At 67.1% G+C, this 21,217-nt stretch carries 23 protein-coding genes; 3 read left to right on the top strand and 20 right to left on the bottom strand.

All coding sequences use genetic code 11. The features are described 5' to 3' along the window. Window positions 1-154: 154 nt before the first annotated feature. Window positions 155-1,213 carry a succinylglutamate desuccinylase/aspartoacylase domain-containing protein gene (locus tag AABQ55_RS04015; protein ID WP_272807346.1) on the bottom strand — a complete coding sequence of 353 codons (1,059 nt, stop codon included), beginning with the start codon at window positions 1,211-1,213 and terminating at the stop codon, window positions 155-157. Between the two features lie 138 nt (window positions 1,214-1,351). Here AABQ55_RS04015 and AABQ55_RS04020 point away from each other — a divergent pair, with 138 nt between their 5' ends. Continuing rightward, a complete protein-coding gene (locus AABQ55_RS04020; protein ID WP_272807347.1) occupies window positions 1,352-1,912 on the top strand; it encodes a methylated-DNA--[protein]-cysteine S-methyltransferase in 561 nt (186 codons plus the stop codon). 4 nt (window positions 1,913-1,916) lie between these two features. Here AABQ55_RS04020 and AABQ55_RS04025 read toward each other — a convergent pair whose 3' ends face one another. The 15 genes from AABQ55_RS04025 to AABQ55_RS04095 all read right to left on the bottom strand — a co-directional run bounded on the left by AABQ55_RS04025 (window position 1,917) and on the right by AABQ55_RS04095 (window position 17,055). Then, window positions 1,917-2,777, bottom strand: a complete 861-nt coding sequence (locus AABQ55_RS04025; RefSeq protein WP_272807348.1) for a sigma-70 family RNA polymerase sigma factor — start codon at window positions 2,775-2,777, stop codon at window positions 1,917-1,919. Next, window positions 2,767-3,228, bottom strand: a complete 462-nt coding sequence (locus AABQ55_RS04030; RefSeq protein ID WP_272807349.1) for a carboxymuconolactone decarboxylase family protein — start codon at window positions 3,226-3,228, stop codon at window positions 2,767-2,769. The genes AABQ55_RS04025 and AABQ55_RS04030 overlap by 11 nt, the downstream gene beginning before the upstream one ends. A 211-nt stretch (window positions 3,229-3,439) precedes the next feature. Further along, window positions 3,440-5,002, bottom strand: a complete 1,563-nt coding sequence (gene guaA, locus AABQ55_RS04035) for a glutamine-hydrolyzing GMP synthase (RefSeq protein ID WP_272807350.1) — start codon at window positions 5,000-5,002, stop codon at window positions 3,440-3,442. A gap of 53 nt (window positions 5,003-5,055) precedes the next feature. Next, complete coding sequence (locus AABQ55_RS04040; RefSeq protein ID WP_272807351.1) at window positions 5,056-5,700, bottom strand: 5'-methylthioadenosine/S-adenosylhomocysteine nucleosidase; 645 nt, start codon at window positions 5,698-5,700, stop codon at window positions 5,056-5,058. Beyond that, window positions 5,697-6,146, bottom strand: a complete 450-nt coding sequence (locus tag AABQ55_RS04045) for a PaaI family thioesterase (protein WP_064332323.1) — start codon at window positions 6,144-6,146, stop codon at window positions 5,697-5,699. The genes AABQ55_RS04040 and AABQ55_RS04045 overlap by 4 nt, the downstream gene beginning before the upstream one ends. Window positions 6,147-6,232: 86 nt before the next feature. Then, window positions 6,233-6,688: a TspO/MBR family protein gene (locus AABQ55_RS04050; protein WP_272807352.1), complete on the bottom strand. Its 456-nt coding sequence runs from the start codon at window positions 6,686-6,688 to the stop codon at window positions 6,233-6,235. 43 nt (window positions 6,689-6,731) lie between these two features. Continuing rightward, window positions 6,732-7,835: a DUF1513 domain-containing protein gene (locus tag AABQ55_RS04055; RefSeq protein ID WP_272807353.1), complete on the bottom strand. Its 1,104-nt coding sequence runs from the start codon at window positions 7,833-7,835 to the stop codon at window positions 6,732-6,734. Continuing rightward, a complete protein-coding gene (locus AABQ55_RS04060; RefSeq protein ID WP_272807354.1) occupies window positions 7,835-8,971 on the bottom strand; it encodes an imelysin family protein in 1,137 nt (378 codons plus the stop codon). Before AABQ55_RS04060 ends, AABQ55_RS04055 begins: the two co-directional genes overlap by 1 nt. Before the next feature lie 206 nt (window positions 8,972-9,177). Further along, entirely contained in the window at window positions 9,178-10,713 is a 1,536-nt protein-coding gene (locus AABQ55_RS04065) for a di-heme oxidoreductase family protein (protein ID WP_272807355.1), read from the bottom strand. 43 nt (window positions 10,714-10,756) lie between these two features. Next, on the bottom strand, window positions 10,757-12,034 hold the full coding sequence (locus tag AABQ55_RS04070; protein WP_272807356.1) for an imelysin family protein: 1,278 nt from the start codon (window positions 12,032-12,034) through the stop codon (window positions 10,757-10,759). A gap of 211 nt (window positions 12,035-12,245) precedes the next feature. Continuing rightward, window positions 12,246-13,535 (bottom strand): RsmB/NOP family class I SAM-dependent RNA methyltransferase, encoded by a 1,290-nt coding sequence (locus AABQ55_RS04075; RefSeq protein ID WP_272807357.1) that lies wholly within the window; start codon window positions 13,533-13,535, stop codon window positions 12,246-12,248. A gap of 75 nt (window positions 13,536-13,610) precedes the next feature. Continuing rightward, window positions 13,611-13,973, bottom strand: coding sequence for a septal ring lytic transglycosylase RlpA family protein (locus tag AABQ55_RS04080; RefSeq protein ID WP_432346464.1), 363 nt, complete (start codon window positions 13,971-13,973; stop codon window positions 13,611-13,613). 361 nt (window positions 13,974-14,334) lie between these two features. Further along, the gene (locus AABQ55_RS04085; protein WP_272807358.1) at window positions 14,335-15,210 is read right to left on the bottom strand and encodes an SDR family oxidoreductase; all 876 of its coding nucleotides are present in this window, start codon (window positions 15,208-15,210) and stop codon (window positions 14,335-14,337) included. Next, the gene (gene queG, locus AABQ55_RS04090) at window positions 15,207-16,352 is read right to left on the bottom strand and encodes a tRNA epoxyqueuosine(34) reductase QueG (RefSeq protein WP_272807359.1); all 1,146 of its coding nucleotides are present in this window, start codon (window positions 16,350-16,352) and stop codon (window positions 15,207-15,209) included. Before queG ends, AABQ55_RS04085 begins: the two co-directional genes overlap by 4 nt. 10 nt (window positions 16,353-16,362) lie before the next feature. After that, on the bottom strand, window positions 16,363-17,055 hold the full coding sequence (locus tag AABQ55_RS04095; RefSeq protein WP_272807360.1) for a glutathione S-transferase family protein: 693 nt from the start codon (window positions 17,053-17,055) through the stop codon (window positions 16,363-16,365). A gap of 230 nt (window positions 17,056-17,285) precedes the next feature. Here AABQ55_RS04095 and AABQ55_RS04100 point away from each other — a divergent pair, with 230 nt between their 5' ends. Together AABQ55_RS04100 and AABQ55_RS04105 are read left to right on the top strand one after the other, a co-directional pair. Further along, entirely contained in the window at window positions 17,286-18,092 is an 807-nt protein-coding gene (locus AABQ55_RS04100; protein WP_272807361.1) for an undecaprenyl-diphosphate phosphatase, read from the top strand. A 136-nt stretch (window positions 18,093-18,228) separates the two neighbouring features. Next, on the top strand, window positions 18,229-18,402 hold the full coding sequence (locus tag AABQ55_RS04105; protein ID WP_272807548.1) for a hypothetical protein: 174 nt from the start codon (window positions 18,229-18,231) through the stop codon (window positions 18,400-18,402). Window positions 18,403-18,525: 123 nt separating this feature from the next. Here the strand turns inward: AABQ55_RS04105 and AABQ55_RS04110 are convergent, their stop codons facing one another. From AABQ55_RS04110 to AABQ55_RS04125, 4 genes are all read right to left on the bottom strand, one after another. Then, window positions 18,526-19,506, bottom strand: coding sequence for a complex I NDUFA9 subunit family protein (locus AABQ55_RS04110; RefSeq protein ID WP_244767198.1), 981 nt, complete (start codon window positions 19,504-19,506; stop codon window positions 18,526-18,528). A 120-nt stretch (window positions 19,507-19,626) separates the two neighbouring features. Then, a complete protein-coding gene (locus AABQ55_RS04115) occupies window positions 19,627-19,914 on the bottom strand; it encodes a DUF1330 domain-containing protein (protein WP_244767199.1) in 288 nt (95 codons plus the stop codon). Between the two features lie 16 nt (window positions 19,915-19,930). Further along, window positions 19,931-20,629 (bottom strand): orotidine-5'-phosphate decarboxylase, encoded by a 699-nt coding sequence (pyrF, locus tag AABQ55_RS04120; RefSeq protein WP_272807362.1) that lies wholly within the window; start codon window positions 20,627-20,629, stop codon window positions 19,931-19,933. Between the two features lie 2 nt (window positions 20,630-20,631). Beyond that, window positions 20,632-21,213 (bottom strand): histidine phosphatase family protein, encoded by a 582-nt coding sequence (locus AABQ55_RS04125; protein WP_272807363.1) that lies wholly within the window; start codon window positions 21,211-21,213, stop codon window positions 20,632-20,634. Between the last annotated feature and the right edge of the window lie 4 nt (window positions 21,214-21,217).

Here is a 21,217-nt window from a genome sequence, read left to right on the forward strand (position 1 = left end):
CCAAGGCGGCCTCGTCTTTGTGCGTGCCGCTTTTGCAAAGCCGCCCGAGGCGGCCCGCGCGTCACGCCGGTCTCGCACCTATATATTGCTTCCGGCAAGGCGATTGCGAGGGGCGAGGCCAGCCCCGCGCAGGTTTCTTTCGGCGTGGGGCGGCTCAGTCCTCCAGCGTGCCGGGCTTGCGGTTCCTGCCCGTCGCCTCGTGGCAGGCGATCTTCATCAGGTCGTCGCCGCGCCGGGCGTAACGGGCGGAGCTGCGGGTGGCAATCAGCCCGTCATGGCCGGCCGTCACGGCAAGCGTGCCGTCCGGCGCGCCGGGCCGGGTGATCAGCGTCGCGAGCAGATCGCCGGCCTTCACCGTCTCGCCGATGTCGCGATGGAAGAGCACGGTGCCGGGCTCCGGCGCCCGCACCATCTCGATATTGTCGAGCGGCACGGCGGGGCCGGAATAGGCCCCTGCCGCATGGGCGGGATCGGCGACGACGCCGCGGCCGGCAAGGAAGCGCCAGAGGCCCGCCGCATCCCTCTTCGCCATGTCCGGATAGACGTCGCGCTTGCCGCGCAGTTCGACGGTCACCGAGAGGCGGCCGGGGACGGTGGAAAGCGTCTCGCCGCCCTTTCGCTTGAAGGCATGGCCGACGGCCTCCTCGAAGGCGGTGCTTTCGCCGTCGGAAAGGAACACGGCCTCCATGTCGAGGGCCGCCGCCAGATCGGCCGCCTCCGGCCAGAAGGCCGTGTCGATATAGGCATATTGCAGGGATTCGTCGTCGCAGTGCAGGTCCAGCACGAGATCGGCGCCGAGCGCGGTGTGCAGCAATGTGCGCTTCAGCCGGTCGACGGCGCTGCGGCGGTCGATATCCTTCAGCAGCGTTTCGCGCTCGCCGAGCGCCACGAGCGGGAAGTCGCGGTTGAAGTTGGTCCGCGTGCCGAGATCGAACCGGCCCTCCATCTCGCCGAAATGCGCTTGCGCGAGGCCGATCGGATTGGCCTGCGGGATGACGGTGATGTCGCCGCGGATCGCGCCGTCGTCCTCCGCCTTGCGCAGCCGTTCCAGGAGGAAATGCAGGAGCGCGGTGCCCGGCAGTTCGTTGGCATGCAGCGCGGCCTGGATATGGACGGAAGGCGCCGCGGCGTCGGTCCCCTTGAAGCGGAACACCGGGATTCGCCATTCGATACCTGCCGTATCGCCGCCGATGATGATCTGCGAATGTTCCACGTCGTCTCCTCGCTGCTTCGCTTTTTTGGGGACGGTTATGCGAATTGGCGCCGTCTGGCGCAAGACCCGGCAGGAAACGGGTTGAAAGCGGCCGGGCGAAGCCCGATCTTGTGACAAAACGGGAACAGGAGCGATCCCATGACCGGCAAGGCCCACTACCTGATCTTCGACACCGCCGGCGGCCCCTGCGGCATCGCCTGGACGGCGGCGGGCGTCGTGCGCTTCCAGCTTCCGGGCGAGGAAGCCGACACCACGCGCCGCCTGCTGCTGCGCCACCTGCCCGACGCGGAAGCCGCCGAGCCGCCGCCGGCCGTCGCCGCGGCGGTTGCCGCCGCGCGGCGCTACTTTGCCGGCGAGGCGGCGGATTTCACCGGCGTGCCGCTCGACCTTGCCGGCCAGAGCGATTTCTTTCGGGCGGTCTACGACGCCGCCCGCCGGGTGCACTGGGGCGAGACGACGACCTATGGCACGCTCGCCCGCGAACTCGGCGCCGGCCCGGAGGCCGCGCGCGAGGTGGGCCAGGCCATGGCGAAGAACCCGGTGGCACTCATCATTCCCTGCCACCGTGTGCTCGCCGCCGGCGGCAAGGTCGGCGGCTTCTCCGCCCCGGGCGGCGCCTCGTCGAAACTGAAGATGCTGGCGCTCGAAGGCGTCTCCTTCGCCCCGCCGGCGCCGGCGCAGCAGTCCTTCGGGTTCTGAGCCGTCAGGCGCCGGTCAGCCCGGCCAGCTTTTCCGGGTTGCGCGTGATGTAGATCGCCGTGATGCGTCCGCCGGAAATGTCCAGCGCCGAAGTCTGCAGGTGGCCGTCGACCCGGCTGAGAAATCCCGGCAGTCCGTCGATCACGAGATGGCCGAGGAATTCCATGCGCCCGCCGAGCTTGCGCGAAAGCCCGAGATAGAGGCGCACCAGGCGATCCATCCCGTGGATCGCATTGGGAAAGGCCATCACCTTCCCGCCGCCGTCCGAGCGGAGCGTCACGTCTTCCGCCAGCATGGAGCCGAGCGCCGTCGCATCCCCCAGGCGGCAGGCCTCGAAGAAGGCCTCCACGATCGCCCGGCTGTCTTCCCGTGCGATCGCGTAGCGCGGCTGGTCGATCCGCACATGCGCGCGTGCCCGCGCGGCAAGCTGCCGGATCGCCGCGGGGCTGCGCTGCAGCGTCGCCGCCACCTCGTCCACCGGCTGGTTGAAGACGTCGTGCAGGAGGAAGGCCGCGCGCTCCAGCGGCGAGAGGCGTTCCAGCGCCACCATCAGCGTCAGCGTGATGTTGTCCGCGCGCATCTCCTCGTCGGCCGGCTCGATCAGCGGCTCGGGCAGCCAGGTGCCGGGATAGGTCTCGCGGCGGAAGCGGGCGGATTTCATGGCGTCGAGGCAGAGGCGCGAGACGATGCGGGTCAGCCAGGCGGCCGGCGCGGCCACGCGGTCGCGGTCGCTGCGGTGCCAGCGCAGCCAGGCCTCCTGCACGATGTCCTCGGCCTCCGCATGCGTGCCGAGCATCCGGTAGGCGAGGCGCAGCAGCCGCGGCCGCTGCGCCTCGAAGGCCCTGGTGGAAGGATCAGGCGGCATCGCGCTGATCGACCGGATGCACGGCGCGAAAGCCGACCTGCACGCGGTTCCAGATGTTGATCGCGCCGATGGCGAGCGTCAGCCATGCCTGCTCGTCGGGCGTGAAGGCGGCCTCGACTGCCGCCCAGTCCGCGTCGGGGGCGTGCGTCTCGGCCACCAGCGTCAGGGCCTCGGTCCAGGCAAGCGCGGCCCGTTCACGCGGCGAATAGAGCGGCGAATCGCGCCATCCGGCAAGAAGGTGGAGGCGCGTCGGGTCCTCGCCGTCCTTCAGCGCCTCTCCGACATGCATGTGGATGCAGTAGGCGCAGCCATTGATCTGCGAGGCGCGCACCTTCACCAGATGCACGAGCAGCGCGTCGAGGGGGCTCGCCTTCAGCGCCGCCTCCAGGGAAAACATCGCCTTGAAGGCCGGCTCGGCGCGTTTGAAATAGTCGGTCATGCGGGGTGACATTCCAGTCTCCTTTTCGTTCACACACCGCTATGACGAGGCGGCGCCGCCGCCTGTGACACCGCCGCCCGGTTTTTTTTGGGAGGCGAAGACAGGTCCATGCTGGCTGCGGCCGGACGGGAAGTCAAACGGCAACAGCCCCGACGCGGGGCGCCGGGGCTGTGCTCAATCTCGTTCTGCAGGCCGAAGGTTCAGCGCCGCGGGCGGCGATCCCTCACTCCCACTCGATCGTGCCCGGCGGCTTCGACGTCACGTCGTAGACGACGCGGTTGATGCCGCGAACCTCGTTGATGATGCGGGTGGCGGCGCGGCCGAGGAAGTTCATGTCGTAGTGGTAGAAGTCGGCGGTCATGCCGTCGACGGAGGTGACGGCGCGCAGCGCGCAGACGAATTCGTAGGTGCGCCCGTCGCCCATGACGCCGACCGTCTGGACCGGAAGCAGCACGGCGAAGGCCTGCCAGATCTTGTCGTAGAGGCCGGCCTTGCGGATCTCGTCGAGATAGATGGCGTCGGCCTCGCGCAGGATTTCCAGCTTGTCGCGGGTGATGCCGCCCGGGCAGCGGATGGCAAGGCCCGGTCCCGGGAAGGGATGGCGGCCGATGAAACTGTCCGGCAGGCCGAGTTCGCGGCCGAGCACGCGCACCTCGTCCTTGAAGAGCTCGCGCAGCGGCTCGACGAGCTTCATGTTCATGCGCTCGGGCAGGCCGCCGACATTGTGATGTGACTTGATGGTGACCGAGGGGCCGCCGGTGAAGGAGACGCTTTCGATGACATCGGGGTAGAGCGTGCCCTGGGCGAGGAAATCCGCGCCGCCGAGCTTCGATGCCTCGTCTTCGAACACCTCGATGAACAGGCGGCCGATGATCTTGCGCTTGGTTTCCGGGTCGGAAACGCCTTCCAGCTCGCCGACGAAACGGTCCACGGCGTCGACATGGATGAGGTGCAGGTTGTAGTGCTCGCGGAACATGGCGACGACGTCGGCCGCCTCGTTCTTGCGCATCAGGCCGTGGTCGACGAGGATGCAGGTGAGCTGCGCGCCGACGGCCTCATGGATGAGGAGGGCCGCGACGGAGCTGTCGACGCCGCCCGACAGCGCGCAGATGACGCGCTTTTCGCCGACCTGCTCGCGGATCGCCTCGACGGCGCGCGCGCGGTAGGCCGACATCGACCAGTCGCCCTTGATGCCGGCGATCTTGTGCACGAAGTTGGAGAGCAGCTTGGCGCCGTCGGGCGTGTGCACCACTTCCGGATGGAACATCGTCGTGTAGTAGCGCTTCGCCTCGTTGACGCAGATGGCGAAGGGGGCGTTTTCGGAAACGCCGATGATCTCGAAACCCTCGGGCGCGACGGTGACGCGGTCGCCGTGGCTCATCCAGACCGGGTATTTCCGGCCGACCTCCCAGAAGCCCTCGAACAGCGGGCTCGACTTCAGGATCTCGACGTCGGCGCGGCCGAATTCACGGGCGTGGCCGCCCTCGACGGTGCCGCCGAGCTGGGTGGCGAGCGTCTGCTGGCCGTAGCAGATGCCGAGGATAGGCAGGCCTGAATCGAAGACGACCTGCGGTGCGCGCGGGCTGCCCTGGTCGAGCACCGATGCGGGACCGCCGGAGAAGATGATCGCCTTCGGCTGCATGCGGTGGAAGGCCTCTTCCGCCGACTGGAAGGGGATGATCTCGCAATAGACGCCTGCCTCGCGCACGCGCCGCCCGATGAGCTGGGTCACCTGGCTGCCGAAATCGATGATGAGAACGCTGTCGGGATGAGCTGTCTGGGTCATGGCGAGCCTTTAATGAAAATCCTGCCGCCGCGCAACGGGGAAATGCCGGATCTTCAGCCCTTCAGCACGACGGTCCCGTCGGCGATGGCCGCCTCCAGCCGGTCGACGGCCTCGGCGAGCTTTTCGTCGATGACATGGAGGTACTCCGTCCAGTCGCCGATATGGCTGAGTTCGGCCTTGCCGTCGGAAATGCCGCGCAGGCCGACGAGCTTGACGCCGAAGGCCTGGCAGGCGCGCAGTTCCGCGAAGGTCTCCATCTCCACCATGTCCGCGTCGATGCCCGCATAGGCGGCGCCCGAGACGACGTCGGCGCCGGTCGAAAGGCGCGCCTCGGATATGCCGGGAATACGAAGGGGAAGCGGCACCTCCACCGGCAGGTCGAGGAAGGGCGTCGCGCCGCGGGTGAAGCCCAGCGGCGAGGCGTCCATGTCGCGATAGGAGACGGAGGTCGCCTGGTAGACGCCGGTCTGCTCCAATGTCGCCGAACCGGCTGAGCCGAGCGAGACGACGAGATCGGGGAGACTGCCCTCGCTTTCCAGGTGGCAGAGCGCGAGCGTCAGCTGCACGGCCGCCTCGACCGGGCCGACGCCCGTCATGAAGGGCGTGATGCGGGCTTTCAGATGGGGGCCGTATTCGGCGTCGACGGCCATGACATAGAGGATGCGGTGCAGGCCGACGGCCTTGAGGGAAACGCTCATCCGGCGATGTCCTCGCGCCCGCGCACCACCATCATCGTGCCCGTCATCGAGGCGATGAGCTTTGCCGGGCCATCCGAGATGGCATAACCGCGCCCGTCGGCGACGATGATGTTGGAGCCCGGCTTGGTGACCTCGCCGCGAAAGAGGAAGCGTTCGCCGCGCCCCGGCGACATCAGGTTGACCTTGAACTCGATGGTGAGGATCGCGGCATCCGCGTCGATCACCGAATAGGCGGCATAGCCGCAGGCCGTGTCGAGCACGGCGGAGATGACGCCGGCATGGAGGAAGCCGTGCTGCTGCGTCAGCTTCTCGTCGAAGGGCAGCTCGATCTCCACCGTGCCGTGCTCGATGCGCGTCAGTTCGGCGCCGATGAGCCGCATCGCCGCCTGCCGGGCAAAGCTTCGGGTGATGCGGTCGGCGAAATCGGCCGGTGGAAAATCGGTCATGGTGCAACCAGGTCTGCCGGCGCGCCGCCGGGATGGGCAAGGATGGCCGAACGTTTGCACGGCGCATGCTGCACTGCAAGCGCCTTTCAGTTCAGGAGGAGGATTGCCGCGTTCAGCGCCGTCGCGAAGGCCACCCAGGCGAGATAGGGCACGAAGAGGAGCGCCGCCGTGCGATCCTGCCGCCAGGAGGCGATGATGAAGGCGGCGACGGAGATGAGCAGGCCGAGGATGATGATCATCGCGGATGCCGGGTCGCGCAGGCCGAAGAAGGCGGGCGACCAGGCGAAGTTGAAGACGAGCTGGGCGAACCAGAGGCGCATCGCCATCGAACGGCGCAGCGTCAGCCAGGTCCGGGCGCCGACCACGCCGATGATGGTGTAGAGAAGGCTCCAGGCCGGCGCGAAGACCCAGTCGGGCGGGGTGAAGACAGGTTTGGCGAGCGAGCGGTACCATTCGTCGGGAATGTTGCTGGCTCCGATGAGGAGGCCGCCGCCGAGTACGAGGATGATGAAGGCGAGATAGACGAGGGGCTTGTTTTTCATGCCCGGGAGGTAGCGCGGCGCGCGCGGCCGTCCAGGGGTGGGATCAGCGGCGCGGCATCAGGCCGGCGATGTGCTGGTCCCAGGCGACGGCGTCCCGGCTGCCGGCAAAGCGGCCGTCATAGGAGGAGACCGCAAAGCCCCGCGGCGCCGCGGCGATGCCGGCGGCCTCGGCGATGGCCTCCTCCCGCAGCACCCGGCCGCTTGCCGCCTCGAGCACGACGAAACGCCCGCCGTTCGGCGAGGTGAGGCCGACAAGACCCTCGCGCCGGTTGACCGCAATGGCGCCGACATAGTTGGCAAGGCCGATCGTGGTCTCCTCCGGCAGGGAGAGGAACGCCAGGTCCTCGCCCTTGGCGAAATGGCCGACGAGTGGCGGCAGGTCGTTGCGCGGCCCCTCGTACTGGCAGGCGAACCAGATACGCCCCTTATCGTCGAGGTCGATATGGCGGGTGGAAAGCTGGCGCAGCGTCTCCGGCAGCGCATGGCGCTCGACGAGCGCGCCGGTTGCGGCGTCGATCAGGGCGAGCGAGGGCTCCATGTGGTCGAGATTGAGCTTGGTGCGGCCGAAATCCGGATGGGTCTCGATGCCGCCATTCGCGGCGATCAGCAGGCGGCCGTCGTCGCTGACGGAGAGATCGTGCGTGCCGATGCCGTAGGTCGAATATTCGCCAATGCGGCGGTAGCCGTCGCCGGCGTCATAGAGGCCAATGACGCCGCGCCCGGCGTCGAAATCGTTCTCGCTGGCATAGAGGATTTTTCCATCCGGCGAGAAGCAGCCGTGGCCGAAGAAATGCCGGTCCTCGGCGCTGGCGATCGTCATGGGCGCGGCCCCGCCGCCGCGGTCGATGACCAGCGCGAAGGTACCCGGACGCCGCGCGAAGGCGACGAGGTGGCCGGTCGCGGGCGAAAAGGCCATGCCGTGGCTGCGGGCCGGCAGCGGCGTCTTCTCTATGAGTGTGCCGTCCTCGGCCAGCACCGCGATGCCGAAGCTCCCGTCGCGCTCCATGTAGCCGGACGCGAAGACGGCGTCGGTCTGCGACAGCGCGAAGGACGGACGGGTCCCGAGCGCCGCGACCCAGGCGGCGCCCGCCATGCGCAGGAAGGCGCGGCGGTCGACAAGCGCGCTCCGGGTGCCAGCGGCCCGCATCAGTCGCCGTCCGCGAAGGAGAAGCCGGCGCCGAGCCCGATCGCCCCGCCATATTCGGTGTTGAGGCGCAGGATGAGGTCGCGCGTGTTGACGAGGAGGAAGGCGATCTTCTGCTGTTCCTCCGGCCTCGAGACGGCCTTTTCGATATCGGGATCGATGGTCGGCGCGACGCGGCGCAGGGCTTTCAACACGAAATCGACATTGCCGGCGATGGAGACGAAGTTCGGATCGATGAGATCGGCCATGCCCGATGTGTCGAACAGCGTCTGCAGGCCCTCGATATTGGCGTTGATCGAGGTCCAGGTGTTGCCGGAACGCCAGAAGACCGCCGATTTCGGGCGTGCCGTGCCGCCGTTGCGGTAGAAGGTCTCGATGCGCTGGTCGCGCACCGCCTCCGCGCCGTGAACGAGGATGCCGAGGAGCGCGGTGATCGCCTCCTTGCCGGTGCGGAAGACCGGGTTCTGCGGGCCGGGATGTTTCCAGTCCCGCTGCACGCCGTCGGGCGCGTCCCAGGCCGCGACGAGCTGACCGGCCGTCGTCTCGATATGGCGGGCGACGGCGGCGGCATAGCGGCAGCGGAAGCTGTCCGGCGTCGCCATCAGCGTTTCCGCGCCGGTGCCGTAGAGCGCGAATTCGAGCGCGCCAAATCCCTGGATCGCGACGCTCTTGCCGGCCATGGCCGCGGCGTCCGTATCCGCTTCGTCGGCCTTCTGCAGCAGCGCCTGCACCTGCTTCAGGCCGGTGCTCTTGCGGTCGGGGTAGAAGAGGATGCGCTCGAAGCGGTTGTCGTCGATGACCGGGCCGATGCGCACGATCTCGATGCGCCCCCAGTCGGCAACCGCCTGCCGGAAGGCATCGTCGACCGTCTTGCGGCCGCCCTCGGAGGGCGCCTTGCAGAAGGCGGCGGTCGTTTCGGCGAGCGTGCCGGCGGAGGCCTGGAAGCGGCGGTAGCCGGGGCGGATCACCTCGTCGACCGCGCGCGTCATGATGCCGACCACGCTCTCGTCCGTCAGCGCGGGCGGCACGGGCGCCTCGCCCTCCTGCGCCAGCGCCGGCAGGGCGGCGGAGAGCATCAGGCCGGCGGCGAGAAGCAGGGTCGGCAGCCGCCGCCGCCCCCCCTCTGCCCTGCCGGGCATCTCCCCCTCAGGGGGGGAGATCGGCAAGAAGCAAGAACCTTGCTCAAACCGCACCGCTAGAGAGAGGCGAGACAGCGTTCCATCCAATCTCCCCCCTTGAGGGGGAGATGCCTGGCAGGGCAGAGGGGGGTGAGCCTCCCCAAAAGTGGGCGCGATGCTTTCGAAAAGCGCGGCGAAACGACGGAAAGAGGGGCGCCGGATGGGCATCAGAGGCTCTCCAAAAAAGTCAGAAGGGCGTCGCGGTCGTGTTTTTCCAGCGCGGCGAAGCGGTCGCGTGCCGCCTCAGCCTCCCCGCCGTGCCAGAGGATGGCCTCGGTGAGGTTGCGGGCGCGCCCGTCATGCAGGAAGAACGTATGGCCGTTGACGGTTTTTGTAAGGCCGATGCCCCAGAGCGGCGGCGTGCGCCATTCCCGCCCGGTCGCCACGCCGACCGCCTGCCCGTCGGCAAGGCCCTCGCCCATGTCGTGCAGCAGGAAATCGGAATAGGGCCAGATCAGCTGGAAGGCATGGGCCTTGTTGCCGGCATCGCGCCGGGTGACGAATTTCGGTTGATGGCAGCGTGTACAGCCGGTCTCGTAGAAGATGCGCTTGCCGTTCAGCGTTTCGGCGAAACTCGCCTTGCGCCGCGCCGGCACGGCAAGGTTCTCCGCATAGAAGGTGACGAGGTCCATCACCGGCGGCGGGGCCTCGGCATCGCCGAGCCGCTTCTGCACGCCGTCCGGCCGGTCGAGGCAGGCTTTTTGCGCCGGCGTGCAGTCGCCCTGGTGCAGCGGCACGTCCGGCGTCGAAAGGCCGATGTCGAAGGCGAAGGCGTCGGCGCTCTGCTGGCGCACGGTGGCCGACTGCGCCTTCCAGCCGAACCGGCCGAGCGCCTCCTTGCCCGTCTTCGGATCGATGGCGATGGCCGCCTTGCCGCTGATGCCGTCGCCATCCTTATCGTCGGGGTCGGCAAGGGCGAGAATATCCGCCTCGTGGATCGCCTGGACGAGGCCGAGGCCGAGCATCGGCTGGGTGACGCGCGGCGAGAGCGTCGTCGTCGCATCGAGGTCGCCATAGGCGAGATCGGCGACGGAATATGTCGGCCGGCGCAGCGTGACGACCTCGCCGCCGGCAAGCGTCACCGGTTCCTCGGTATAGTCGATCACCATGCGGCCCTCGGCCTTGAGGCCGGGTATGGCGAGATCCTGAAGCTGGCGGCCGTAGATCGGATCCGGCAGGCTCATCTCGCGAAAACTTTTCAGCGCCGCCTCGTCCTCCGGCGTCCTTGCCGCGCGGGCGAGGCGCAGGAACATCGACGTCGCCTCGGCGGCGCCCTCCGGCGGATGGCCGCGGCCGTCCTTGATGTGGCAGGTCTGGCAGGAGCGCGCATTGTAGAGCGGCCCCAGCCCGTCGGAGGCCTGGGTGGAGGAGGGCGAGGAGACCCAGAGTTTCTGGAAGAGCGCATTGCCGAGCTTGAACGTCTCTTCCTCCGCGAAGGTGATGTTCTCGGAGAAGTGGGAGAAGCTGTTGACGTTGACGGATGCAAGCGAGGTCGCCGCCCCGCCGGACATCGCCTCATAGGCTTCGGCCTTGGAAAAATCCGTCGTTAGCGCCGTCACCGCGGCGACGCGCTTGCGATCCTTTTCGGAAAGATCATCGCGCCCGCGGCCGGTGGAATGGGCAGGTCCCAGAACGAAAACGCCCGCCGCGACGGACACCGCGGCAAGAGCCGCGAGCAGAGGGCGGGCGGGGCGTTCTGTCATGTATGGATCGGGCCGCCACCCGGGGGAAGCGGCCCGCCTTCTATCATTGGAAGACAGCGTTAGGATTATCCAGGCTGTCGGAGCCTTCAAGCTCGATCGTGCCGAGGTCGAGCGAGGCGATGACGCGTTCGATCGTCCTGGTCTGGTCGATCAGGCTGTCGACGGCGGCCTGGACGACCTTGTTGCCCTCTTCGTTGCCCTCACCGATCATCTGGTCGTAGGCTTCGCCGCCTTCCGCGCGGTCCACCAGCGCCTTGAAGGCGGCGTGGCTGGCGTCGAGCTTGGCCTTCATCTCCGTGTCGAGCGCGGCGTCCTTTTCCGCGACCAGCTCGGAGAGCGACGGGCCGGCGAGCTTCGAGCCGTCCGCACGGGTATATTCGCCCGTATAGACGGTCTGGATGCCGACGACATCGTAGTAGTGCGAGTTGTGCGTGTTGTCGGAGAAGCAATCGTGCTCTTCTTCCGGATCGTGCAGCAGGAGGCCGAGCTTCATGCGCTCGCCGGCAAGTTCGCCATAGGAGAGCGAGCCCATGCCGGTCAGCATGGCGGTGATACCGGCCTTCGGATCGGCGGTGACGTTCTTGGCGGCGTCGCCATCCGGCGCCCAGGCCGTCACCATCTCTTCCAGATCGGTGACGAGCAGCGAGGATGCGGCCTTCAGGTAGGCGGCGCGGCGGTCGCAATTGCCGTTGGTGCAATTGGCCGTGTCATAGTCGCTCGCCTGGCGGTTGCCCGCGCCCTTGCCGGTGCCGTTGAGGTCCTGGCCCCACAGCAGGAATTCGATGGCGTGGTAGCCGGTCGCCACGTTCGCTTCCACTTCGCCCGCCTCGTGCAGCTCCTGCAGGACGGCCGGCGTGATGGTGGTGGCGTCGATCGTCTTGCCGCCAATCTCCAGCTTCGGATTGGCGATGACATTGCCGACGAAGAGGGCGTTCTCGTCGCTCTCCGTGCCGTAGCTGGCATCGACATAGTCGATCAGGCCCTCGTCGAGCGGCCAGGCGTTGACCTTGCCTTCCCAGTCATCGACCAGCGGATTGCCGAAGCGATAGGCTTCCGTCTGCTGGTAGGGCACGCGGGACTTCAGCCACGCCTCGCGCGCGGCCTGCAGCGTGTCGTCGCCCGGCTTGGCGATGAGCGCGTCGACCGCTGCGTCGAGCGCTTTTGCTGCGTCGAGCGAGTCGGAGAATTTGGCATGCGCGATTTCGGCATAGTGCTTGACGATCGCGGCCGGATCGGCGGCCGCATGGGCGGAACCGATGGCGAGCCCCGATGTCGCGGCAGCAAGCGCAAAGGCGGCCGCGCGGAGGAAGGAAGTGGTCATGACGTCTCCTGGTGTCCTGTTCGATGTGTCCCCCGACACCGGACGTCACGGCTTGCCTCCCTTGGCGGCCGCCGCCCGGATGGTCCGGCATCTCGCCGGGCCCGGGATTATTCAGGCGTTACTGTCATGGACCAAATAAAAACTTGTGTCAAAGTGTATAGTTTAGAACGATTTCAAGCTGTTCCGGTACACTTGACAGAGCGCAACCGCCTCAGGCCTTGCGGCCCATGGCGCAGAAGAAGAAGCCGTCCGTATCGGTCGAGGCCGGCGTCAGGGTGACGGTCTTGCCGTCGCGCGACCAGGGCTGCGGCTTGTCCGCGCCGAACAGCTTTTTCCAGGTGTCGGTCGCGGGCAGGATTTCGAACTCCGGATTGGCCGCGCAGAAGCCGTGCACCTGTTCCTCGTTCTCCTGCGGCAGGATCGAGCAGGTGACATAGAGCAGGAAGCCGCCCGGCCGCACGAAGGCGCTGGCATTGGCAAGCGCTTCCTGCTGCTGGGTGAGGCGTTCCTCGAGGTTCTTTTCGGTGAGGCGCCATTTGGTGTCCGGCCGGCGGCGCCAGGTGCCGGTGCCCGTGCAGGGGGCATCGACCAGCACGCGGTCGAAACGGCCGTTCAGCGGGGCAAGGCTGGCAATGGTCTCGTGCACCTGGACATTGCGCGTGCCGGCACGCTTCAGCCGCTCGATGATCGGGGCGAGGCGCTTGCGGTCGGTGTCGTAGGCGTGCACCTGGCCCTTGTTGTGCATGGCGGCCGCCATGGCGAGCGTCTTGCCGCCGCCGCCGGCGCAGAAGTCGAGCACCTGCTCGCCCTCCTGCGGCACGACGAGATCGGCGACGATCTGCGAGCCTTCGTCCTGCACCTCGAACCAGCCCTTCTGGAAGGCAAGGTCGGCGGTGACGTTCGGCAGGCGCGAGGGGCCTTCGCCGGCGGGAATGCGGATGCCCTCGCGGGCGATGGCCGAGGCGACGGCGGCGTTGCGCTCCAGCGCCTTCAGCACCTTGTCGCGGCCGGCCTTCAGCGTGTTGGCGCGCAGGTCCAGCGTCGGCCGGCCGGCAAGCGCCTTGGCTTCCGCCAGCCAGGCCTCGCCGAAATTGGCCTCGAAGGCGGGCTGGATCCATTCGGGAATGTCGCCCTGCACATGCAGCGCGGCGTCGTCGAGAGTGCGGGCGCGGAAGGCGGCAAGCTTTTCGTCGGAAATGGGCTCCGGGGCAAACCGGTCGCCGTCGAACTCGGCGGCAAGCGCCTCGGGGGCGAGGCCCCATTGGCGCAGGAGCACGGCATGGCCGAGGGCGGCGGGGCTGTCATCGTCCATCAGGAAGGCGTGCGACAGTTTCATGCGCAGCGCGTCATAGACGATATTGCCGATCGCGGCGCGGTCGCCGGAACCGGCAAACCGATGGGAGAGGCCCCAGTCTTTCAGTGCATCGGCGACGGGGCGCCGCCGCGTCTCGATATCCGTCAGAACCTCGATGGCTCCCGAGAGCCGCCCACCCAATCGCATCCGTCATCTCCGTTTTGCGTCGTGGTAGCGGCGGAATGCGCGAAGGGCAAGCCGGGAGCCGCACAATAGCGCTCGTCAGCCGATGACTTCGTAACAGATCTTGGCGTGGCCGGAGCGGATCATGCCGATGTTGGAGGCGGCAGCCTTGGAGAGGTCTAGCACCCGGCCGCGGATGAACGGGCCGCGATCGTTGATGCGCACCACGACGCTCTTGCCGTTGTTCGCGTTGGTGACCTTCACCTTGGTGCCGAAGCGCAGGCTCCGGTGGGCGGCCGTCAGGAGGTTCGGGTTCATGCGCTCGCCGGAGGCGGTGCGCGAGTGCAGCGCATACCAGGAGGCACGACCGCAACCGGCGGCCTCAGCATCGGAGAATGTAACGAAGGTGGAGGAGGCTGTGACGAGCGAGGCGAGTGCGAGGCTGGAGAGCTTGAGCATCATGTATCGGATGACCTTCCGGGAAAGTTGCGAATTTCCGCTGTGATGATCGCCCTATGAGGAAGCAAAAATGGCAAAAACGTGCCTCAACCCGCCGCAATTGCTGTAGGGAGGCCGTGCGATATACAGTCCATCGCCGGCGATGGATTTTTGATCTTCGTTCGGATGGCGGAAAAGAATCTTCCGAATCAGTCACTAAACTGGATCGACTTGCAAGTTGGAATGGTCATCCGGCAATCGCGCAAATTCTCGGAAAAAACTTTCAATATTAGCAGTTACTGCGCATGAATTCGGCGGCAAAAATGAGGCAGGTAAATTAAAAGTTGTATTAAATCGCAAAAGCCAGCCCTGCCGGCCTCGCCCCTCAACCGCGCCAGCGGCCGGCCGCATGGAGATCGGCGAGCGACTGGCGATAGTCCGGGAAGCGAAGTTCGAAGCCGGCAGCACGCAGCTTGGCGTTCGAGACGCGCTTGTTCTCTGCGTAGAAAGACCGGGCCATGGGAGAAAGTTCCGCCGTCTCGAAAGGAATATCCGGCGGCACCGGCAGGCCCATCAGCCGGGCGGCTTCCGCCACCACGTCCTGCGGCGGACCGGGCTCGTTGTCGGTGATGTTCCAGAGGCCGCCGAGGGACTTCTGTGCAAGGAAGAGGGCCGAACGGCCGATATCCTCGACGCGGATGCGGTTGAACACCTGGTCCTTCTTGACGAGGCGGCGCGCGGTGCCCTCTTCCATGTTGCGCAGCGCATTGCGGCCCGGCCCGTAGATGCCGGCAAGGCGCAGCACGGCGACGGGCAGGCCCGAGGCCCTGCCGAAGTCGAGCCAGCGGTTCTCCGCCTCCACCCGCTCGATGGAGCGGGCGGAAACCGGGTTCAGCGCGGTATCCTCGTCCACCCAGCCGCCCTTGTGGTCGCCGTAGACGCCGACGGTCGAAAGATAGCCGGCCCAGGCGAGCTCCGGCATCAGGGCGGAGATCGGCGGCATGCCGGCGCGGAACAGCGGGTCGCCCTCCTTGCCGGGCGCGATGGACTGCACGACATGGGTGGCGCGCGCCATGTCGGCCGCAAGGGCCTCGGGGATCGGGCCGCCGTCATAGAGGATCGGCGCGATGCCGAGGGCGCGAAGGCCCTCTGCCTTTTCCGCCGAGCGCGTCGTGCCGGAGACGGAAAAACCGGCCGCCCTGAAGGTCTGGCCGATGGCCTTGCCGGAGAAGCCGGCGCCGAGGATCAGGAGATGCGTCATCGACAGTCTGCCTTTGCTCTTTCATATTCCGCGCGCACGTCCGCGTCCGCGTCGTCCGCCCTTCCTGCCGCAAATTTCGTAAATTCGGAAGCCGCCATCAGCCGGGAAAGCGCCCATGCGGCCATGCCGCGCACCACGGGGGACGCGTCGTCGGCAAGATGGAGGCAGGGCGCGATCAGGCTGCGGTCGCCGGAATTGCCGGCGGCGATCAGCACGTTGCGGATGAAGCGGTCGCGGCCGATACGCTTGACCGGCGAGCCGGAGAAATGCGTACGGAAACCCGCATCGTCGAGGGTCAGGAGATCGGCGATCGCCGGCGCCTTCAGTTCCTCGCGGGCGATGAGCTTCATCTGCGAGGCCGCGGCGGCGAACTTGTTCCAGGGGCAGGCGGCCAGGCAATCGTCGCAGCCATAGATGCGGTTGCCGATCTTCTCGCGGATGGCGGGATCGATCGGTCCCTTGTGCTCGATGGTGAGATAGGAGATGCAGCGCCGCGCATCGAGCTTGTAGGGCGCTGGAAAGGCGTCGGTCGGGCAGGCGTCGAGGCAGGCGCGGCAGGAGCCGCAATGGTCGCGCTCCGGCTCGTCGCGGACAAGGTCGGCCGTGGTGAAGAGGCTGCCGAGGAAGAGCCAGGAGCCGTGCGTGCGGCTGACGAGGTTGGTGTGCTTGCCCTGCCACCCGAGCCCGGCAGCGGCGGCGAGCGGCTTTTCCATGACCGGCGCCGTATCGACGAACACCTTCACGTCCACCCCGCCGCGGGCGGCAAAGCGCGTCGCCACTTCCTTCAGCCTGCCCTTGATGAGGTCGTGATAATCGCGGTTCTGCGCATAGACGGAGATCGCTGCCCGGTCGGGCATGGAAAGCACGGCGCGCGGATCGTGCGCCGGGCCGTAGTTCATGCCGAAGAGGACGACGGAGCGCACCGCGCTCCACAGGACGCGCGGATCGGCCCGCCGTGCCTCGGTCTCCGCCATCCAGTCCATGGTGCCGTGATAGCCGGCGGCAAGGAAGTCGGCGAGCCGGGGCGGCGCCTCGGGAATGGAATCGGGGGCGGTGATGCGACAGAGGTCGAACCCCTTGTCCGCCGCTTCCGCCTTGAGGAAGTCGGTCAGGCGGCGCCGGATCCTGTCGTCGCCCGACATCGCCCCGTCCTCAGAAGTCGAGGTCCGCGTAGTGCGAGACCGGGGTGACGCCGCGCACGCGCTCGGCCAGCAGCGGGCGGAAGGAGGGGCGGGACTTCAGCCGCTGGTACCATTCCTTGGCCTGCGGCGCGTCCGCCCAGTTGATCTCGCCCATATAGTCGAGCACCGAAAGACAGGCCGCGGCGGCAAGGTCGGCATAGCTGAGGCGGTCGCCGGCAAGATAGGTGCGCGAACCGGCGAGCCAGGAAAGATACTTCATGTGCTGGCGGATATTGGCGCGCGAATTGCGCAGGATCTTGCTGTCCGGCGGGCCGCCGCCCTGGTCCGGCGTCATCTGCAGCTTGAAGATGCGCTCGCGCACCAGCGGGCGCGTCACGTCCTGCTCCATCTTCTGCAGGAACCATTCCGTCAGGCGGCGGATTTCCGCGCGCTGGAAGGGGTCTTCGGCGAGCAGCCGGCGGTCGCGCTTCAGGACGCCGTGCGTCTCGTCGAGATATTCGGAGATGATGCTCGCGCCGCAGAGCGCCCGCATGCTGTCGTCGACATAGACGGGCAGCGTTCCGGCCGGGTTGAGGGCGAGGAAATCACGCCGGTTTTCCCAGGGCTGTTCTTCGGCAAGCTCCGTCTGGAACCCGTATTCCGCCAGGATCAGGCGGACGAAGCGGGACGCGGCGGACATCGGGTGATGATAGAGTGTGGGCATCAGGCTGCTTTGCTGGTCTTGCGGAAGGGGCTGTGGCCGGGTCGAGCGCGCATGCGGGCTGATTTGACCATGGCTGATTTGACGAACCTATAGAAATTTGGTGGTACAAACACAAGCGAATCGGGCTTTTTGCCGTATGGGCCTCCCACAAAACCTCCGGGCGGGGTTTTGTGGGAGGCTCGAAGCCCGCTTCATTCCGTGGCTTTCGTCCCCTTTCCCAAGGAACCTACATGGCAGACCAGTCCATCGTCAGCGCCCTCATTCTCGGTTTGATCGAGGGCCTGACCGAATTCATCCCGGTGTCCTCCACCGCCCATATCCTGCTCGCCGGGCACTTCCTCGGCTTCAAGTCGCCAGGCAACACCTTCGCCGTGCTCATCCAGCTCGGCGCGATCCTCGCCATCCTCTCCGTCTACGCGGCCAAGCTGCTCCGCATCGCCTTTGCGCTGCCGTCGAGCCCGGAGGCACGGCGCTTCGTCGCCAGCGTGCTCATCGCCTTCCTGCCGGCCGCCGTCATCGGCGCGCTGGCGCATGATTTCATCAAGACGGTACTCTTCGAAACCCCGATGCTGATCTGCATCGTGCTGATCGTCGGCGGCGTCATCCTCTACGTGATCGACCGCCTGCCGCTCCAGCCGCGCTATACGGATGCGATGAAGTACCCGCCGTCGCTCGCCTTCAAGATCGGCCTTTGCCAGTGCCTGGCCATGATCCCCGGCACCTCGCGCTCGGGGGCGACGATCGCCGGCGCCCTGCTGATGGGCACGGACAAGCGCTCGGCGGCGGAGTTTTCCTTCTTCCTCGCCATGCCGACCATGGTCGGCGCCTTCACGCTCGATCTCTACAAGAACCGCGACGCGCTCTCGTCCGACGACCTTCTCGTCATCGGCGTCGGCTTCCTCGCAGCCTTCGTGGCGGGTCTCTTCGTCGTGCGCTCGCTGCTCGACTTCGTCTCGCGCCGCGGCTTCACGCTGTTCGCCATCTGGCGGATCGTCGTGGGAACGCTGGGCCTCATCGGCCTTCTGATCTTCGGGTGAAGATTGTTACGGCCGGCTCTGGCCGGCCCGCCCTTACTTGACCGAGGCGGTCGTGCAGGGATCGACGCCGTAGGCCGGCGAACAGCCGTGCTTGCCGGCCGAGACCGTCGACGGCGCGGCAAAGGATCCGGCCACGATGATCAGAGCCGAAAATCCGAAGAAGATTGCAATTGCCTTGCCCATTGCGCCGGAAGCCTCTCAAAGTCCTGAAAATACGCCGCAGAACTGTCATCAGTACGACGCGACGGGGGCGGTGTTTATTCGCTGGCCCGAAGACAATCAATATCGCGACATGCTGAATCGCGCGTAAATGCCGCAGTGATTTTTTTAACCGCTGCATAAGTGCAACAGCCTGCCCAAAGCGCTTCGAAAAACACGGGCCGGCCGGCGCGGGATCGCCCCGTGCCGGCCGGTTATTTAGGATGGAAATCGGTCAGGCGGCGCGGTCGATCCGCGTGAACTGGCCCTGCGGCCGGTAGCGCACGAGGTAGCTCGGCAGGATCGCCTCGACGAGGACCGGCTCGATGCCGATCGCCTCCAGCGTGCGGCCCTCGCTGCGGGCGGCGTCGGAGACCACATTGTCGACACGCAGCAGCGTGACCTGGTCGGCCGTCAGCGGCGGCTTGATAAGGGGCACGAGCGAGGCGATGGAGCCGATCAGCGAGGCGATGCCGAAGGGCAGCGAGACGAGCGGGTTCTTGCGGTCGATCACGCGCAGCATGGTTTCGAGACACTGGCGGAAGGTGAGCACTTCCGGACCGCCGAGCTCGTAGATGCGGCCGCGCTCGATCGTGCCGTCCACCGAGCGGGCGACGGCTTCGGCGACGTCGGCCACGTAGACCGGCTGGAACTTCGTGTGGCCGCCGCCGATCAGCGGCAGGGCCGGGGCATAGCGGGCCATGGTGGCGAACTTGTTGAAGAAGCCGTCTTCCGGGCCGAAGATGATGGAGGGTCGCAGGATGACGGCATCGGGAACCGTGCGCAGCACCGCCGCTTCGCCGCGACCCTTGGTGCGGGCGTAGGAGGATGCGGATTTCTCGTCGGCGCCGATGGCGGAGACGTGGGTGAGCTTCGCACCGACGGCGCGGGCGGCTTCCGCCACCGCGCGGGCGCCGAAATCCTGCACGGCGTCGAAATTGTTGCGGCCGCTCTCGAAGAGGATGCCGACACAGTTGATGACGTGGTCGGCGCCTTCCACGGCGCGATCGACGGACTGGCGGTAGCGCAGGTTCGCCTGCACGAAGGAAATCTGGCCGACGCCGCCGATCGGCTGCAGGAAGCCGGCAAGGTCCGGCCGGCGGACAGCGACGCGGATGCGGTAGCCGCGGCGCGCCAGCGCACGCACCACATGACGCCCGACGAAGCCCGAGCCGCCGAAGACTGTGACGAGCGGCGGAAGGTTGGACAAGGTCATGAGGCTGCTCCTGAAGAACATTGTAGGTCGGTAGCGCCTACATAGCCCAAAGCGTTCGCAAGGTGAAGCGCGGCGAAGCGTCTCTTGTGCCGGGTTTTTCCGGGAGCCGGGATGGCCGGCTCAGAGGCCCTCGACGACCACCATTTCCGCGTCCGCCACTTCCTGGCGGATGGCGGCGGCGACCTGGTATTCCGGCGAATTGTAGCAATCGACGGCGGCCTGCAGCGAGGGGAACTCGATGATCACGTTGCGGGCGCGCACGCGGCCTTCCAGCTGCGCGAAGGCGCCGCCGCGGGCGATGAAGTTCGCGCCGTACTTTTCGAAGGCCGGCTTGGCAGCGGCGACGTAATCCTTGTAGCGTTCGGTGTCGCGCACATCGACCTGTGCGATCCAGTAGCCCTTGGGCATGTCTCTCTCCCTTTTGTTATGCTGCGCGTATGCCGTCCATTTCGGCGAGGATCGCGCTTGCTGCGGCAAGCGGATCGTCTGCCTTAACGATCGGGCGGGCGACGACGAGGTGGCTGGAGCCGGCCTTCAGCGCGTCGGCCGGGGTCATGACGCGCTTCTGGTCGCCGAGATCGGCGCCGGCCGGGCGGATGCCCGGCGTGACGATCGCCATGTCGGGTCCGACGATCTTGTGCACGGCCCTGGCTTCCTCGGCGGAGCAGACGACGCCGCCCATGCCGGCGATGCGGGCCTGTTCGGCGCGGCGCAGCACCAGCGTGTGCGGATCGTATTCGTAGCCGGCGTCGATGACGTCCTTGGCGTCCATGGAGGTGAGCACCGTGACGCCGAGGAGGCAGAGATCGGAACCCTTGGCGGCGGCGACGGCGGCGGCCATGGCCTTCGGATAGGCGTGCAGGGTCAGCATGGACATGCCCATCTTGACGATGTTCTCGACGCCCTTGGCCACCGTGTTGTCGATGTCGAGCAGCTTCATGTCGAGGAAGACCTTCTTGCCATCCCTGGCGAGGTCGCGGGCGAATTCCAGGCCGCCGGCAAAGACCAGCTGGTAGCCGATCTTGTAGAAGAGGGCGGTGTCGCCGAGCGTCTGGACCACCTTTTCCGCCTCCGCGATGGTCGGTACATCGAGGCCAACGATCAGGCGGTCGCGCGCGGACATGGTCAAAACCCTTTCCAAGATTCCATTGGCGTCCAGTCGCATGCGACGATGCGGTCCGCAAGGCCGAAAGCGAAAAGATTGCCGCCGCCGCCCGGCTGGTCGCCGTCCCGGCGTATGGGCTTGCCCTTGAGGTATCCTTTCAGCAGCGTGCCGACGCCGCCATGGCCGACGAAGGCGATCGGGATTTCCGGGTCGTGACCGGCCAGCGCCCGCTCGACGGCGGCGACGATACGCGCCTGCGCATCCACCGCGCGCTCCCAGCCGCGAAAACTCCGCTCCGGATGGGCGAAAAATTCGTCGGCCGCGGCCTCGAAGGCATCGGGCGGCAGGTAGCCGGTGGCGGAACGGTCGTTCTCGCCCATGGCGTGGTCGGTCTCGACGGCAAGGCGGCCGGCGGCAAGGATTTCCGCCGTCTCGATCGCCTTGCGCTCGGTGCTTGCCACGAAGCGGCCGATCTGCCGCGCCCAGCCGGCCGAGGCGGCGAGCAGGGCCCGTTCGCGGCCGCGCTCGGACAAGCCCCAGTCGGGCACCGGCACGGCCGGGTCGATGGCGACCTGCGGATGGGTGATATAAAGGGCGAACATGGCC

Source organism: Shinella sp. WSD5-1, assembly GCF_963942435.1.
GTDB classification, from domain to species: Bacteria; Pseudomonadota; Alphaproteobacteria; order Rhizobiales; family Rhizobiaceae; genus Shinella; species Shinella yambaruensis.

Bases quoted from the DNA above. Each gene is read 5' to 3' on its own strand.
- AABQ55_RS04020 (WP_272807347.1), top strand. From the start codon at position 1,352: ATGACCGGCAAGGCCCACTACCTGATCTTCGACACCGCCGGCGGCCCC.
- AABQ55_RS04025 (WP_272807348.1), bottom strand. From the start codon at position 2,777: ATGCCGCCTGATCCTTCCACCAGGGCCTTCGAGGCGCAGCGGCCGCGG.
- AABQ55_RS04030 (WP_272807349.1), bottom strand. From the start codon at position 3,228: ATGTCACCCCGCATGACCGACTATTTCAAACGCGCCGAGCCGGCCTTC.
- guaA (WP_272807350.1), bottom strand. From the start codon at position 5,002: ATGACCCAGACAGCTCATCCCGACAGCGTTCTCATCATCGATTTCGGC.
- AABQ55_RS04040 (WP_272807351.1), bottom strand. From the start codon at position 5,700: ATGAGCGTTTCCCTCAAGGCCGTCGGCCTGCACCGCATCCTCTATGTC.
- AABQ55_RS04045 (WP_064332323.1), bottom strand. From the start codon at position 6,146: ATGACCGATTTTCCACCGGCCGATTTCGCCGACCGCATCACCCGAAGC.
- AABQ55_RS04050 (WP_272807352.1), bottom strand. From the start codon at position 6,688: ATGAAAAACAAGCCCCTCGTCTATCTCGCCTTCATCATCCTCGTACTC.
- AABQ55_RS04055 (WP_272807353.1), bottom strand. From the start codon at position 7,835: ATGCGGGCCGCTGGCACCCGGAGCGCGCTTGTCGACCGCCGCGCCTTC.
- AABQ55_RS04060 (WP_272807354.1), bottom strand. From the start codon at position 8,971: ATGCCCGGCAGGGCAGAGGGGGGGCGGCGGCGGCTGCCGACCCTGCTT.
- AABQ55_RS04065 (WP_272807355.1), bottom strand. From the start codon at position 10,713: ATGACAGAACGCCCCGCCCGCCCTCTGCTCGCGGCTCTTGCCGCGGTG.
- AABQ55_RS04070 (WP_272807356.1), bottom strand. From the start codon at position 12,034: ATGACCACTTCCTTCCTCCGCGCGGCCGCCTTTGCGCTTGCTGCCGCG.
- AABQ55_RS04075 (WP_272807357.1), bottom strand. From the start codon at position 13,535: ATGCGATTGGGTGGGCGGCTCTCGGGAGCCATCGAGGTTCTGACGGAT.
- AABQ55_RS04080 (WP_432346464.1), bottom strand. From the start codon at position 13,973: ATGATGCTCAAGCTCTCCAGCCTCGCACTCGCCTCGCTCGTCACAGCC.
- AABQ55_RS04085 (WP_272807358.1), bottom strand. From the start codon at position 15,210: ATGACGCATCTCCTGATCCTCGGCGCCGGCTTCTCCGGCAAGGCCATC.
- queG (WP_272807359.1), bottom strand. From the start codon at position 16,352: ATGTCGGGCGACGACAGGATCCGGCGCCGCCTGACCGACTTCCTCAAG.
- AABQ55_RS04095 (WP_272807360.1), bottom strand. From the start codon at position 17,055: ATGCCCACACTCTATCATCACCCGATGTCCGCCGCGTCCCGCTTCGTC.
- AABQ55_RS04100 (WP_272807361.1), top strand. From the start codon at position 17,286: ATGGCAGACCAGTCCATCGTCAGCGCCCTCATTCTCGGTTTGATCGAG.
- AABQ55_RS04105 (WP_272807548.1), top strand. From the start codon at position 18,229: ATGATCAGAGCCGAAAATCCGAAGAAGATTGCAATTGCCTTGCCCATT.
- AABQ55_RS04110 (WP_244767198.1), bottom strand. From the start codon at position 19,506: ATGACCTTGTCCAACCTTCCGCCGCTCGTCACAGTCTTCGGCGGCTCG.
- AABQ55_RS04115 (WP_244767199.1), bottom strand. From the start codon at position 19,914: ATGCCCAAGGGCTACTGGATCGCACAGGTCGATGTGCGCGACACCGAA.
- pyrF (WP_272807362.1), bottom strand. From the start codon at position 20,629: ATGTCCGCGCGCGACCGCCTGATCGTTGGCCTCGATGTACCGACCATC.
- AABQ55_RS04125 (WP_272807363.1), bottom strand. From the start codon at position 21,213: ATGTTCGCCCTTTATATCACCCATCCGCAGGTCGCCATCGACCCGGCC.